We start from the raw sequence: 13825 nt of genomic DNA, 5'->3' as shown, positions 1-13825 counted from the left end.
AAGCCATGCCTAATTACCAAGTTCTTGTTGCCCTGTCTAGAGAGCCTATTGCCGAGAAGCTGATCTTTTCATTAAAGGATCAAGTCTTAAAGCTGGGCATATCGTTACATTCTAACGGCGGTCAAATTAGCAATGGAAGCTACTACTCCGAGCGTTTTGAAGCAAGCGCCCATCTAGATACAACTCAACGGGAGCAACTGCGAACTATTGCAGCAAGCTTTAATATCGACCTCTGCTTTCTAAGGCCAGATCTATTGCCACAAGACATCTGCGTACTAGCAATGGATATGGATTCAACGTTGATTAATATTGAATGCATTGATGAAATTGCTGATTTCACAGGCAAGAAGTCCACTGTAGCTGAAATTACCGAAGCTACTATGCGTGGTGAAATCAAAGACTTTAAAGAAAGCCTAAGAAGGCGTGTTGCACTTTTAGAAGGCGTACATGCTAATGCACTTGAATCTGTTTATCGAGAGCGCTTACGACCCAACCCAGGAGCAGTAGAACTTTTAGCCGGGGCTCATGAACGGGGTTTGTACACCCTGCTTGTCTCAGGCGGGTTTACGTTCTTTACTGAAAAGTTACGCGAGCAATTAGGTTTTAAGCAAACGCAGGCGAATACGCTTGAAATCATCGATGGCAAGCTCACCGGCAAGGTTCTTGGCGACATTGTCGATGGTGCAGCGAAGGCCGCCCATCTAGACGAAGCTTGTGCTCGCCTTGGCTGCACAAAAGCGAATGCCATCACCATGGGTGATGGTGCCAACGATCTGATGATGATGAATGGCTCTGGCATCAGCGTTGCCTACAAAGCAAAGCCCGTTGTCAAAGAAAAAGCCGATGCGGCTTTTGACCGAGTCGGCTTAGATGCTGCTTTACTACTGATCTCTTAGGCTTGTACCCAAGAGATCAGGGTAATAGTTACGAGCGTTATTCTTACAGACGCTCAAAAATAGTAGCAATACCTTGTCCACCACCAATACACATTGTTACCAAAGCGTATTTACCTTGAACGCGGTGTAACTCATGGATTGCCTTAGTAGCAATCGCTGCACCAGAACAGCCAATTGGGTGACCCAAAGCGATTGCACCGCCGTTGACGTTAGTCTTAGCTGGATCTAAGCCCAAACCTTTAGTAACAGCCAACGCTTGAGCAGCAAAAGCCTCGTTAGACTCAATGACGTCCATTTGATCCAATTTCAGACCGGCACGCTCAAGAGCCAATTTGGTTGCAGGAATTGGGCCTTCACCCATGATGTGGTTTGGAACACCAGCAACTGCATAAGATACCAAGCGAGCGATAGGCTTATGACCAGCTTTCTTTGCAGTTTCAGCATCAGCCAAAACAAAGAATGCAGCACCATCATTAATGCCTGATGCATTACCAGCCGTTACGGAACCACCCTCTTTTTTGAACACTGCCTTCATCTTGGCAAGTGTTTCCATCGTAGTTTCAGGCTTCACATGCTCATCGGTGTCAAACACTACATCACCCTTACGAGTTTTAATAGTGATTGGCACGATCTGAGATTTAAAGCGGCCTTCTTTAATTGCATTGGCTGCACGACGATGAGATTCCATGGCCAGAGCATCTTGCTCATCACGTGTTAACTTCCATTTTTCAACGAGATTTTCTGCTGTTACGCCCATATGACCAACACCAAATGGGTCAGTCAAAATACCAACCATCAAGTCGATCATTTTGGTATCGCCCATGCGCGCACCACTGCGCATCGCTGGAGAGCCATACATGCCGCGGGACATTACTTCAACGCCACCACCAATGCCATAGTCACAATCACCCAACATAATTTGCTGTGCGGTTGTAACAATTGCCTGTAAGCCAGAGCTGCACAAACGGTTTAATGCCATCGCCACTGATTCCATTGGCAGGCCAGCTTGGATCGATGCAACACGGGCAACATAACCATAGCGGCTATCTGTAGGAATGGTGTTACCCACAGTGATGTAATTAATCAAAGCAGGATCTACACCTGAACGTGCTACCGCCTCTTTCATCACGATACCGCCGAGCTCGGAAGGCTCAAAACTACTGAGAGCGCCGTTAAAAGTACCAATTGCGGAACGAACTGCACTTAAGACAACGACATCACGACTCATATCAATCCCCTTTGCTAAGCCCAATTATTAGGCTGACTTTGTACTAAATAAGTAATCCAACTATCAGTTTTATTGCATTCGTCAAGTTTCGGCTATTAGGTCATGCCCTTGGGAGCTAATCACAGTAGCCTTGATGATTTCACCAGCACGGTAGCGCTTAGAAGGCTTGCTAGGAGGTAAAACCCGCACTAGACCATCAATTTCTGGGGCATCACCAATGGTTCTGCCAATACCGCCAGACTCATCTACCCGATCAATAATGACCTGCATGCGTTTGCCTATTTTTTTAGCAAGCCGTTTGATAGAAATATCTTCGGCTTTGGCCATAAACCTAGCGCGCCGCTCTTCTCTAATTTCAGAAGGAATTGGGTTATCCAATTGGTTTGCTGTAGCCCCTTCAACGGGTGAGTAGGCAAAACAGCCGGCGCGATCGATTTGCGCCTCTTCCAAGAAATTGAGAAGGTGCTCAAACTCTTCTTCAGTCTCTCCCGGGAAGCCTGCAATAAAGGTACTGCGAATAACTAAATCAGGACAAGCTTCGCGCCACGCTAAGATGCGCTCCAAGTTTTTCTCACCACTCGCAGGGCGCTTCATGCGTTTGAGGACATCTGGGTGGGAATGCTGCAATGGAATATCCAAGTACGGTAGAACACCATAACCATGTTCCGAAAACTCGGCCATCAAAGGCAACACATCATCCACATGCGGGTAGGGATAAACATAATGCAATCTCACCCAAGCCTGGTGGTCGCGAGCAATTTGATTTAAGGCGTTTACCAAATCAAACATTTTCGTTTTGACTGGTTTGCCATCCCAAAAGCCAGTGCGATATTGAATATCAACACCATAAGCGCTTGTGTCCTGTGAGACAACCAGCAACTCTTTTACGCCGGACTCAAACAATCTTTTTGCTTCAAGCAACACCTCACCAATCGGTCGTGAAACTAAATCACCACGCATATTAGGAATGATGCAGAAAGTACAGCGATGGTTGCATCCCTCGCTAATTTTGAGATAGGCGTAATGCTTTGGTGTGAGCTTGACTCCGGCTGGGGGAACTAAATCTATGAATGGATCATGCGGCTTAGGCAGATACAAATGAATGGCTTGCATTACTTCGTCGGTTGCATGAGGCCCTGTAACAGCAAGGACTTTTGGGTGAATACTCGAGATGAGATCACTACCGTCGGCATTTTTTCTTGCGCCTAGACAACCAGTCACAATGACTTTGCCATTTTCAGCAAGGGCCTCGCCAATAGCAGAAAGGCTTTCTTCCACCGCAGAGTCGATAAAGCCACAGGTATTCACAACTACAAGATCGGCGCCAGAGTAATCCTTGGCGGTCTCATACCCTTCGGCACTCAATTGCGTCAGGATAAGTTCAGAGTCTACAAGCGCCTTAGGGCACCCTAAGGATACAAATCCAATTTTCCCAGCCACAACTATTCTTTTTCAGCTTTATTGGACTGAGGAGTAAATGGAAAATTTCCAAAGATATTCTGTGAGCCCTGTACCTGCTCTTGCATTTTGATAAAGAGATCTTTGCTTTGCTCCATGTAGTTACCCATCAAACCTTGCATAAGAGGGTTTTGGAGATTCATCATTTGTGACCAAGCCTCTGGCGTACTGCCAGCACCAAGACCTTTTGTTTGATCACCAAGCTTATTGTGGATATCTACAAACGATTGCATAGTCTTTTCAAGATAATTCCCCATCAAACCTTGCATGGAGTTTCCATAAAAGCGAATGATTTGAGAAAGCATTTGTGAAGAGAACACTGGTGCGCCACCAGCCTCTTCCTCAAGAATAATTTGCAGCAAGATGTTGCGCGTTAAATCTTCTTCAGTTTTAGCATCGACCACTTTAAATACTTCATTGGCCATAACTAAGTTTTTGATGTCAGATAGCGTGACATATGTACTTGTCTGGGTATCGTAGAGACGACGATTCGGATACTTCTTGATGAGCCGATCTTCGCCAGCTCGTTTAGCGCGGGTAACCATGTATTTTCCTTACTATTTACTGCATCGCAACATCAACGTAGTTTAGCCTTAAGTTGACCAAAAGGTAAATACGCTGTGTTGCGTACTGCGCATACTACAAATACTGAATTAATTGTTGCAGTGCAATATTAACCAGTGTGGATACCGCCGTTTAAGGAGAAGTCTGCACCAGTAGCATAGCCACCATCTTCAGAAGCTATCCAGCAACAGATAGAGGCAATCTCTTCGGGGGTGCCTAAACGCTTGACTGGAATGCCAGAAACAATCTTTTCAAGTACATCCTCCCGAATGGCTTTAACCATATCGGTGCCGATATAACCAGGAGATACTGTATTTACAGTAACGCCCTTGGTAGCAACTTCTTGAGCTAGGGCCATTGTGAAGCCATGAAGACCTGCTTTTGCAGTTGAATAGTTCGCCTGGCCAAACTGGCCTTTTTGACCGTTTACAGAAGAAATATTAATAATCCGGCCCCAGTTGTTTTCAACCATGCCATCAATCACTTGTTTGGTAACGTTAAACAAGGAGTTCAGATTAGTGTCAATCACGGCTTTCCAGGCGTCTGGAGTCATTTTGCGGAAAACGCTGTCACGGGTAATGCCGGCGTTATTAACCAATACGTCTACACGACCCACTTCAGCCTTGACCTTTTCAAAGGCAGCGACCGTACTATCCCAATCGGAAACATTACCTTCGGAAGCAATAAAGTCATAGCCCAACACCTTTTGTTCGCCAATCCAGCGATCTTTACGCGGAGAATTTGGACCGCAGCCTGCAATCACTTTGAAGCCATCTTTAGCCAGACGTTGACAGATAGCGGTACCAATACCACCCATACCACCAGTTACATATGCGACTTTTTGAGACATTAGTTTCCCCTTTTTAAAACCTTCGTTAATTATTAGTTGAGTTCCGGTGTTGCTTTTTCTTTTACATACACACCAGGTGCTGCTTCCATTTTTTTGTACTTAGTATTTCCAAAAGTAGTACTTGCTGGTTTCTTTTCACCACCAAATTGCGCAAGCCATTTGGTGTAATCAGGCCACCAGCTTCCTGGAATTTGTTTTGCGCCTTCAAGCCACTCCTGTGCTGTTGGAGCAATCTTGTTATTTTCAAAGTAATAGCGCTTATTTTTTGCTGGAGGATTAATCACCCCTGCAATATGTCCAGAAGCGCCTAATACAAAGTGATTTTTACCCTTGAGCAGATGGGTTGATTCATAAGCAGATTGCCACGGCACAATATGATCTTCTTGCGATGCATATATATAGGAGGGGCATTTGATTTTTCCGAGATCCACTTTTTCACCGCAAATTTTTACCTTGCCCGGCTTGACCAAATCATTTTGCAAATAAGTGTGGCGCAGATACCAGCAGTACATTGCACCAGGAAGATTGGTGGAGTCACCATTCCAATACAGTAAATCAAATGGGGGTGGTGAGTTGCCTTTGAGGTAATTCTCCACTACGTAGTTCCAGACTAAATCATTTGGTCGCAAAAATGAAAAGGTATTACCCAAATCAAGGCCAGACATCATGCCGTACTTGCCGCCTTTACCGCCAATAGAGTTCTCGCGCATCTCCACCATACCTTCATCGATAAAGACATCGAGAATTCCGGTATCTGTGAAATCCAATAAGGTGGTTAGGAGTGTCAAGCTTGCTGCTGGGTGCTCATTGCGGGCTGCTAGCACGGCTAATGCAGAGCTTGTTAATGTGCCGCCAACACAGAATCCCAAGATATTAATTTGCTTGGTACTGCCAATTTCTTTTACGACGTCAATTGCTTTGATAACACCCTTACCTACGTAATCATCCCAACTCACTTGAGCCATGGAAGCATCCGGGTTCTTCCAGGAAACCAAGAACACGGTATGACCTTGGCTCACCATATGGCGAACTACAGAGTTATCAGGCTGTAAATCGAGAATGTAATACTTATTGATGCATGGTGGCACCATTAAATAAGGGCGTTCAAATACTTGCTCTGTTAATGGTGTGTATTGAATTAACTCGAATAATTCATTACGAAAGACCACATGACCTTCTGTAGTGGCAATATTTTTTCCCACTTCAAAAGCAGATTCATCTGTTTGAGAGACCTTGCCTTTTTTCATATCCCCCAATAAATTCACAATCCCTTTTTGAATGGATTGTCCTTGGGAGCTAATAATACTTTCCAATACTTCTGGATTGGTAGCGATGAAGTTTGATGGCGATAAGGCATCAATCATTTGCTCAGTAGTAAACAGAATTTTTTGCTTTTGCTTCTCATCTGTGTCTACTGCGTTGGCCAACGCCATCAGATGTTTAGAGTTAAGCAAATAGGTAGCAGCAATCACTTTGCTCCAGGATGAGTGCCAAGCCTTCCCCGCAAAACGGCGATCTTTAACTTCAATGGCCTCAGGGTTAGTGGCAATGTGTGCCAACTCCGTAAAATATTCTTTCTGGATTTCTGATAAACGCTCTGGCGGGATGAGCGCCATATGATGCGGTGCCAAAGATGGTGTTGCACCGGTATTCGTGCCTGCAAACATAGTAGTCTCTTTAATGAATTAGAGACATTCTCCGCCCTTAAGCACTATAGAGTTATACGCAATAACCCTAGCTTGGTGCATGGGCTAGTACTAACCCGCATGGTTTTGTGTACAAGCTATTTTTCAATCCAGATAGCTGAGGTAAATCTTCCAGTCTCGCCATCACGACGATAAGAAAAAAAATACTGCTGATCTCTAACGGTGCAGTATTCACCGCCAAAAATCATTTTTACGCCACAAGCCTCTAAACGCGTTCGTGCCAACAGGTAGATATCTGCCAGAAACTTTCCAGGTTTATGAGGTATTTCTGTGAATGCATTCATTGGCACAGGAAATCCAGAGTCTTGAAACGACTTCACAACATCCTCCCCAACCTCAAATGATTCAGGTCCAATTGCTGGCCCTAACCAAGCCATGAAGTCTGCCGCAGTGGATCCGTCAGAAATTTTGAGCAACTCAGTAATCGTATTTTCCAGAATTCCAGCGCAAAGACCCCTCCAGCCAGCATGTGCAGCACCAACGGCAGTTCCTTTGGAGTTAGTCAATAACACTGGCAAGCAGTCTGCCGTCATGATGACCAAGACCTCTTCAAGAGCATTAGTAACCGAGGCATCAGCCTCAATTGCCAGCCCCCGGTTTAAGTCTCGACTTTTCGGAGTGCTTACTATTGTTTGGTGAGTCTGCTTTAACCAGATAGGCTCACCCGGCATGTCTTTTGTAAAAATAGCTCTATTCGCCAATACATCTTCAACGCGGTCCCCCACATGATCACCCAAGTTTAAGGAATCATAGGGAGCTTGACTTACACCGCCTATCCTTGTGCTCACCGCTGTGCGCACCGACTTTGGGGCGGGCCATTGAGGCTCAACCAAACTCATCAGCGTGACTCATTTTCAATAGAGGCCAACACGACAGATTCTTTCGGAAGAACTTCGTCACTCATTCCAACTTGCGGTAATAAGTCCAATAAATCCTGTGGTGGCAAGCGGAACCAAGTCATTAATTCATGCTTTACTGGATGCTGAAGACTTAAAGCAAAGGCATGTAACGCCTGGCGATTAAATGAAAGATTTTTAGCTGCACCCGGAACCTTTTTACGGTAGACCGGGTCGCCCACCAATGGAAAACCGAGCGATTCTAGATGGACGCGAATCTGATGCGTGCGCCCTGTTTCCAATCGGCACTCTAGTAATGCGACAGCAGATTCTCCAACTAATCCCTTCGCCAAGCGTCGAAATAAAGTAGCTGCCGGTTTTCCCTGTGGACTGCCTGCGGACATCTTGAGGCGATCTCGCTGATCACGCCCAACCGAAGCCAGGACTTTGCCTTGACTTGGGGCATCACCCCACACCCAAGCCAAATAACGACGTCCTACCGTTCTTTCTTGAAGTTGACGTACCAGGGAGGTTTGGGCATGCGATGTTCTTGCCACGACCATCAGGCCTGAAGTGTCCTTATCCAAGCGGTGCACTATTCCCGCCCTGGGGAGTGACTTGAGCTCAGGATAATGAAATAAGAGACCATTTAACAGGGTTCCGGACCAATTTCCCGCCGCTGGATGTACCACGAGGCCAGGCGGCTTATTGACCACAATGATGTCCTCATCCTCGTAGACCACATCCAGGGAAATATCTTCAGGGTTGAAGGCAAACTGCTCGGGCATTTCCTGTGGAAAGACCTTAACGCTCTCGCCGCCATGGAGCAAATAACGGGCTTTAGTAACCTTTCCGTCGACCATAACCGCCCCAGCCTCAACCCAAGCTTTAAGGCGATTACGTGAATAATCAGGCAAAGACCCTGCTAGCACCTTGTCCAAGCGCTCACCAGCCATCTCCAAAGAGATATCTAGGGAGATGAAATCCTCATCATCGATATAATCAATGGGATTCGATTCAGGAGTTTGCGGCAATGCCACGCTTAGAGAGCCTTTCAGTTATGTCCGACGTAATATCAGACGCCAGTTTAAGGCTTGCTGGGAATTCTTCCTCACAAAAAAAGAGCTTCCATTTATACGGCACTCCTTTTGCCCTGCTTTTAGCCTTCATGCTCGCATTAATGCTTTTGGGTGGATGCGCAGGTAGCGATGGCAGTAAAGATGACACCGATATTTGGTCAGAGGCAAAACTCTATTCTGAAGCCACTGACAAACTCAATGATGCTGACTTTGCTAAGTGCGGCAAATACTTTGAAAAATTAGAGGCGCGCTTTCCTTTCGGGCCCTATTCACAACAAGCACAAATTAACTCTGCTTATTGCTACTGGAAAGCGCAAGAGCAAACTCAAGCACTGGTTGCGATTGATCGCTTTATTAAATTACATCAAGGCAGTCCGAGTCTTGATTACGCCTATTACTTAAAAGGCCTTATTACTTTTAATGATGACTTGGGATGGCTTGGTAAGTTCACTGGACAGGATCTCAGTGAGCGCGATCCTAAAGCCGCGAAAGAAGCCTTTGAGTCATTCAAAGTAGTTGTAGAACGCTTCCCAGACAGTAAGTACGCTCCAGATGCATTAGATCGTATGCGCTATATCGTGAATTCTCTTGCTGAGGCAGATGTTATCGTTGCCCGCTTTTACTATCAGCGTGGCGCCTATCTGGCTGCAGCCAATCGTGCGCAACTAGTTATTCGTGATTATGATCGCGCACCTGCCGTTGAAGAAGCGCTCTACATACTCACCAAGTCTTATGAGAAGCTTGGAATGGTTGATCTCAGCAATGATTCAGCCCGCGTCTTCAAATTAAACTTCCCAGACAGTCAAATGATGGTCACCGGTCAACGTGTTCAAAAAGAACGCAGATGGTGGCAGTTCTGGAACAAGTAAGCTTGTTTGAATCTCAAAAAAAACCTCCGCCATGGAGGATTTTTTATTTACTGGCTTGGTATTTTCTTTATCTACTGGATCTCAACAGGAACCCTAGGCGCCACAGCACAAAGCAACTCATAACCAATAGTCCCACTCATTTGCGCCACATCATCGACTGGAACTTTGTCACCCCAGAGTTGAACTACGCTACCGATGCCTGCATTTGGCGCATTGCTTAAATCAATCGCTAGCATATCCATAGAGACTCTTCCAGCTAGAGGGCAAATGATCCCATGATCACTATTGCCAACCCAAACTGGCGTGCCATCTTTAGCATGACGTGGATACCCATCAGCATAGCCACAAGCCACAATACCAATACGCATGGCATTAGGCGCCTCATAACGACCGCCGTAACCAATGCGATCACCTTTTTGAAGTTCTTGAATATCAATAATTTCACTATGAAGTTGCATGACCGCTCTGAGATTGGCATGCTCAATATCAGCATGCAGTCCAGTTGGCGATGCCCCATAGAGCATGATGCCAGGGCGCACCCAATCGCCTAAGGCGTTGCGGTGCCACAAAATGGCCGCAGAATTCGCCAGGGATGTTGCACCTTCTAAACCAGCAATTGTTTCATTAAATAATTCTTGTTGACCTCCAACTGAGGGTAACTGATCCACTTGATCAGCATTGGCAAAATGGGTCATGTGATGCATGTGATAACCAGCTGCATGCAAGCGATGGAAAATAGTTCGATATATTTCGGGCTTAAATCCCAAGCGATTCATGCCGGTATTCATCTTTAGAAAGACACTTAAAGGCTTATGGTTTTTACCTTTAAATCGCTCCAGCCAATCTATTTGAGCATCACAATGGACCACGAGGTCGCATGCCAAATCTTCCGCTCGGCTTAGCTCATTTTCATGAAATAAACCCTCTAAAAGGAGGATGCGCCCTTGCCAGCCGTGCTCCCTTAGCCAGGCGGCATCCTGTATATCCAATAGGGCAAAGCCATCCGTAGAGGAAAGTCCCTTTAATGCAGCTTCAAAACAATGACCGTAGGCGCGGGCTTTAATGACAGACCAAATTTTGGATTCTGGCGCTAATTCCCGAACTCGGTTTAAATTATGCTGAAAGGCGGCAGTATTAATAGATGCCAAAATTGGCCTATTAATCAGGCCGTTAGCTGAATCATCCATTTTCACCCCTCCTTTCATGCTTTAATTACAGTAATGACTAGATTGTACGAATGAACCGTAGCTTTTACATCATTATGGCGGCGCAATTTTTTTCGTCGCTTGCCGATAATGCACTTCTAATCGCAGCTATTGCGCTCCTGGCTCAGCTTCAAGCTCCGGCCTGGATGACGCCGCTGCTCAAATTGTTCTTCGTACTGTCCTATGTTCTTCTGGCAGCCTTTGTTGGAGCCTTTGCAGATTCCCGCCCCAAGGGTAATGTCATGTTCATCACCAATACCATTAAATTTGTTGGATGCGTGGCCATGCTGTTTGGCAGTCATCCCCTGATGGCCTATGCCATTGTTGGTTTGGGTGCCGCTGCTTACTCACCAGCTAAATATGGAATTTTGACCGAACTTCTACCCCCTGAAAAATTAGTTGCTGCCAATGGTTGGATCGAGGGGTTAACGGTAGGCTCTATCATTTTGGGTACTGTTTTAGGTGGCGTATTAATTAGTAGTACCGTATCTCAAAGCCTCTTAGCTCTGGACATGCCTGCATTTGACACTGGCATAGATACGCCAGCCGAGTCAGCAATTTTGATCATCATGATGATTTATGTCGTTGCCGCCCTAATCAACTTAAAGATTCCTGATACTGGCGCTCGATATGTTTCACAGAAAACTAATCCAATTGAATTGGTCAAAGACTTTGCCATTTGCTTTAAAACGCTCTGGAATGATCGCCTAGGTCAAATTTCCCTCGCAGTAACAACCTTATTTTGGGGTGCTGGTGCAACTCTGCAATTTATTGTCATTAAGTGGGCACAAGTGGCTTTACATATGAACCTTTCACAGGGCGCCATTCTGCAAGCTATTTCAGCTGTAGGTGTTGCTGGTGGCGCTGTTTATGCCGCTTGGCGTATTCCACTTCGTAAATCCTTAAAAGTATTGCCCTATGGCATTGCTATGGGCCTGGTTGTCTGCGTCATGGCAGTCTATAACTCAGATATGCTTCCCAGTGTAAGCATCCTTACAGTGGGTAAGTTTCAGATATCCCTGAACTTATTGCCTGCTTATTTTTTATTAATTCTAGTAGGTTGGTTGGCCGGTTACTTTGTAGTGCCAATGAATGCCTTGTTGCAACATCGTGGCCACGTTTTAATGTCTGCAGGTCACTCCATTGCAGTACAGAACTTTAACGAGAACATTTCTGTTTTAGTGATGTTGTTAGTTTATTCTCTGCTGATCTGGCTGGATATACCAGTTCAATTTGTAATCATCGGATTTGGTTTGATTGTTAGCCTAATTATGTGGCTAGTGATTAAACGCCACGCCAGGAATCAAGCGGAGTACGACTCCATGCATCTGATCGGCGAACACAAGCAATAGGCTTGCTTACGCTCATATCAACTATTTTGCAGAACAGATCTCGCTAACAACAAATCCTGCCACAGCAACGCTTTATCACCTGATTTTGCAAGCACTTGATTGAGCTCAAAAGAAGCAATCACCGGAATCTCTTCCTCATTACCAGTATTTAAAGCCAAAACTGTTTCGCGCAACTGCGGCAATGGATCTCTTTCACCAGTGATTTTTTGAGTAGTGGGTCCGCCGAAGGCAATTGCTATAACAGGCATTTCAGGAGCGCTCAACTGACTCAGACTCTGACCTGGATTTTTCCAAGCCCACTCATTTTTAGCCAACCCTAAAACACGAATCATATTTTGGAACAAGATTTGAGCATCGCCCTGTGGTTCGTTACCAAAAAACCACCACATTCCATAGCTAGTTCTTGGAGTTGATTGTGCAACTTCAGGAGAAGCTTGAGCATTGGTCTGCTCGGTTGCTGAGCCTGTCGCTTGCTCGACATCCCGAGAAGTCCATTCGGTGATGCCCATTTCTTTTAAGAAGGCTGAATGTGTATTGGTCATGGCTCTAGCTTAATCGATTTAGCCATTACAAGCGCATCTTCACGAGATCCAGTCTCTGGATTAGCTGGGTAGTAGTTTTTACGAACACCGATTTGTTCGTAACCCAATTTTTGATAGAGCGTTACCGCAGCTGCATTAGTTGGCCTTACCTCCAGGATGATACGAGGCATTTTTTGCTGGGCGGCCACACCCTCAATCGCAGCCATCATTCGTTGGCCTAGCCCAAGCTTGCGCAAATGGGGCGACACCGTAATATTTAGAAGATGTAATTCATCTACCGCAGGAAATAGGATGCAGTAAGCCCAAAGCACTGCTGGATCCAAATAACTACCCTTCACCATTTGGTCTACCTGCGGCCGAATGCAATATGCCCAATGTCCTGCCGCTAAAGAATCAGAAAAATTACCTTTTGTCCAAGGGTGAATGTGCGAGACGGACTCTATCTTGAGAACTTCATCCAAGTCGGCGGCTTGCATTGGCATGAACGAGAGCTCTGCAACCCCTTCCCCAGGGGAAATGTCGGACATCATCTCATCCCCCCTTCACGCTCTGCAGTGGTAAATGCCACTTTATTCCTTACATACATTGGCTCAAGCAGTCGAACATCTTCCTGCAAACCTTCTTTAAACGATTGTTTGGCGCATTCTAAGACACCCAATGCAGAGATTGAGATCTCGACATCCTTTGGGCTATCAAATATCGGCATACGACTGCTGTAAGCATTTAAAGCGCTGCCAGCTATGAGCTGCAAGCCATCAAAGTTGAGATCTTCAGGCTTTGTAAGGCGGATATCACCTACGCGTTTTGGTAATTGAGTGGCTTGAGACTCATAGTTCGCCCAATAAATCTCTTCCATGCGTGCATCAATGGCAATCATGAATCGTTGGGGCTTGGTTTTTTTGTATGTGTCAGTACCTGTGATTTGCGCAGCTATTGCATCCAAGCTACATACGGATATGACTGGAAGATTATTTGAAATAGCGAGACCCTGAACTGCCGCCACACCCAATCTAACTCCCGTGAATGCGCCTGGTCCAATACCAACAGCAATAGCATCAAGATCTTTTAAAGACAGTTTTGCATTAGCTAGTAGTGACTCAACCCAGGGCAATAGAAGTTGGCTGGCACCCGCTGAAACAGCTTCATGCCTGAATTCTGGTGCTTTATCACCTAAAGATAAAGCCACCGAACACCACGCTGAAGAGGTGTCGATGGCCAATATATTTGCCAATTTGAATCC

Annotated in this window: 14 protein-coding genes; 3 read left to right on the top strand and 11 right to left on the bottom strand. The window is 45.7% G+C overall.

From position 1 onward, the window contains the following. Positions 1-5: 5 nt before the first annotated feature. Positions 6-896 (top strand): phosphoserine phosphatase SerB, encoded by an 891-nt coding sequence (gene serB, locus ICN44_RS06395; protein ID WP_216263191.1) that lies wholly within the window; start codon positions 6-8, stop codon positions 894-896. A gap of 43 nt (positions 897-939) precedes the next feature. Here serB and ICN44_RS06390 read toward each other — a convergent pair whose 3' ends face one another. The 7 genes from ICN44_RS06390 to ICN44_RS06360 form a co-directional block, all read right to left on the bottom strand. Beyond that, positions 940-2124: an acetyl-CoA C-acyltransferase family protein gene (locus tag ICN44_RS06390; protein WP_216241650.1), complete on the bottom strand. Its 1185-nt coding sequence runs from the start codon at positions 2122-2124 to the stop codon at positions 940-942. An 81-nt stretch (positions 2125-2205) separates the two neighbouring features. Then, on the bottom strand, positions 2206-3564 hold the full coding sequence (rimO, locus tag ICN44_RS06385; protein WP_216263190.1) for a 30S ribosomal protein S12 methylthiotransferase RimO: 1359 nt from the start codon (positions 3562-3564) through the stop codon (positions 2206-2208). A gap of 2 nt (positions 3565-3566) precedes the next feature. Beyond that, positions 3567-4127 carry a polyhydroxyalkanoate synthesis repressor PhaR gene (phaR, locus tag ICN44_RS06380; RefSeq protein ID WP_216263189.1) on the bottom strand — a complete coding sequence of 187 codons (561 nt, stop codon included), beginning with the start codon at positions 4125-4127 and terminating at the stop codon, positions 3567-3569. Positions 4128-4255: 128 nt separating this feature from the next. Then, complete coding sequence (locus ICN44_RS06375; protein WP_216263188.1) at positions 4256-4996, bottom strand: 3-ketoacyl-ACP reductase; 741 nt, start codon at positions 4994-4996, stop codon at positions 4256-4258. A 32-nt stretch (positions 4997-5028) separates the two neighbouring features. Continuing rightward, on the bottom strand, positions 5029-6663 hold the full coding sequence (gene phaC / locus ICN44_RS06370; RefSeq protein WP_216263187.1) for a class I poly(R)-hydroxyalkanoic acid synthase: 1635 nt from the start codon (positions 6661-6663) through the stop codon (positions 5029-5031). 116 nt (positions 6664-6779) lie between these two features. Next, positions 6780-7541: a peptidoglycan editing factor PgeF gene (gene pgeF, locus ICN44_RS06365; protein WP_216263186.1), complete on the bottom strand. Its 762-nt coding sequence runs from the start codon at positions 7539-7541 to the stop codon at positions 6780-6782. After that, entirely contained in the window at positions 7541-8578 is a 1038-nt protein-coding gene (locus tag ICN44_RS06360; protein WP_216263185.1) for an RluA family pseudouridine synthase, read from the bottom strand. The genes pgeF and ICN44_RS06360 overlap by 1 nt, the downstream gene beginning before the upstream one ends. 20 nt (positions 8579-8598) lie before the next feature. Here ICN44_RS06360 and ICN44_RS06355 point away from each other — a divergent pair, with 20 nt between their 5' ends. Next, positions 8599-9486 carry an outer membrane protein assembly factor BamD gene (locus tag ICN44_RS06355; protein ID WP_216263184.1) on the top strand — a complete coding sequence of 296 codons (888 nt, stop codon included), beginning with the start codon at positions 8599-8601 and terminating at the stop codon, positions 9484-9486. 71 nt (positions 9487-9557) lie between these two features. On the opposite strand, the gene alr is transcribed toward ICN44_RS06355, so the two are convergent. Next, complete coding sequence (gene alr / locus ICN44_RS06350; protein WP_216263235.1) at positions 9558-10649, bottom strand: alanine racemase; 1092 nt, start codon at positions 10647-10649, stop codon at positions 9558-9560. Positions 10650-10723: 74 nt separating this feature from the next. On the opposite strand from alr, the gene lplT reads away from it, so the two are divergent. After that, on the top strand, positions 10724-12043 hold the full coding sequence (lplT, locus tag ICN44_RS06345; RefSeq protein ID WP_216263183.1) for a lysophospholipid transporter LplT: 1320 nt from the start codon (positions 10724-10726) through the stop codon (positions 12041-12043). A 17-nt stretch (positions 12044-12060) separates the two neighbouring features. On the opposite strand, the gene ICN44_RS06340 is transcribed toward lplT, so the two are convergent. Genes ICN44_RS06340 through tsaB form a run of 3 tightly spaced genes read right to left on the bottom strand, consistent with a single transcriptional unit; the run spans position 12061 to position 13816 of the window. Further along, positions 12061-12585 carry a hypothetical protein gene (locus tag ICN44_RS06340; protein WP_216263182.1) on the bottom strand — a complete coding sequence of 175 codons (525 nt, stop codon included), beginning with the start codon at positions 12583-12585 and terminating at the stop codon, positions 12061-12063. Beyond that, the gene (gene rimI / locus ICN44_RS06335) at positions 12582-13115 is read right to left on the bottom strand and encodes a ribosomal protein S18-alanine N-acetyltransferase (RefSeq protein ID WP_255537450.1); all 534 of its coding nucleotides are present in this window, start codon (positions 13113-13115) and stop codon (positions 12582-12584) included. The genes ICN44_RS06340 and rimI overlap by 4 nt, the downstream gene beginning before the upstream one ends. After that, positions 13112-13816, bottom strand: coding sequence for a tRNA (adenosine(37)-N6)-threonylcarbamoyltransferase complex dimerization subunit type 1 TsaB (tsaB, locus tag ICN44_RS06330; protein ID WP_216263181.1), 705 nt, complete (start codon positions 13814-13816; stop codon positions 13112-13114). The genes rimI and tsaB overlap by 4 nt, the downstream gene beginning before the upstream one ends. Positions 13817-13825: the final 9 nt, after the last annotated feature.

The sequence above is a fragment of the Polynucleobacter sp. JS-Fieb-80-E5 genome, from assembly GCF_018882015.1.
Taxonomy (GTDB): domain Bacteria; phylum Pseudomonadota; class Gammaproteobacteria; order Burkholderiales; family Burkholderiaceae; genus Polynucleobacter.
This window is presented reverse-complemented; position numbering and strand designations above follow the sequence as displayed.

Bases quoted from the DNA above. Each gene is read 5' to 3' on its own strand.
- pgeF (WP_216263186.1), bottom strand. From the start codon at position 7,541: ATGAGTTTGGTTGAGCCTCAATGGCCCGCCCCAAAGTCGGTGCGCACA.
- lplT (WP_216263183.1), top strand. From the start codon at position 10,724: ATGAACCGTAGCTTTTACATCATTATGGCGGCGCAATTTTTTTCGTCG.
- rimI (WP_255537450.1), bottom strand. From the start codon at position 13,115: ATGATGTCCGACATTTCCCCTGGGGAAGGGGTTGCAGAGCTCTCGTTC.
- phaR (WP_216263189.1), bottom strand. From the start codon at position 4,127: ATGGTTACCCGCGCTAAACGAGCTGGCGAAGATCGGCTCATCAAGAAG.
- ICN44_RS06340 (WP_216263182.1), bottom strand. From the start codon at position 12,585: ATGACCAATACACATTCAGCCTTCTTAAAAGAAATGGGCATCACCGAA.
- ICN44_RS06375 (WP_216263188.1), bottom strand. From the start codon at position 4,996: ATGTCTCAAAAAGTCGCATATGTAACTGGTGGTATGGGTGGTATTGGT.
- ICN44_RS06390 (WP_216241650.1), bottom strand. From the start codon at position 2,124: ATGAGTCGTGATGTCGTTGTCTTAAGTGCAGTTCGTTCCGCAATTGGT.
- phaC (WP_216263187.1), bottom strand. From the start codon at position 6,663: ATGTTTGCAGGCACGAATACCGGTGCAACACCATCTTTGGCACCGCAT.
- ICN44_RS06355 (WP_216263184.1), top strand. From the start codon at position 8,599: ATGTCCGACGTAATATCAGACGCCAGTTTAAGGCTTGCTGGGAATTCT.
- serB (WP_216263191.1), top strand. From the start codon at position 6: ATGCCTAATTACCAAGTTCTTGTTGCCCTGTCTAGAGAGCCTATTGCC.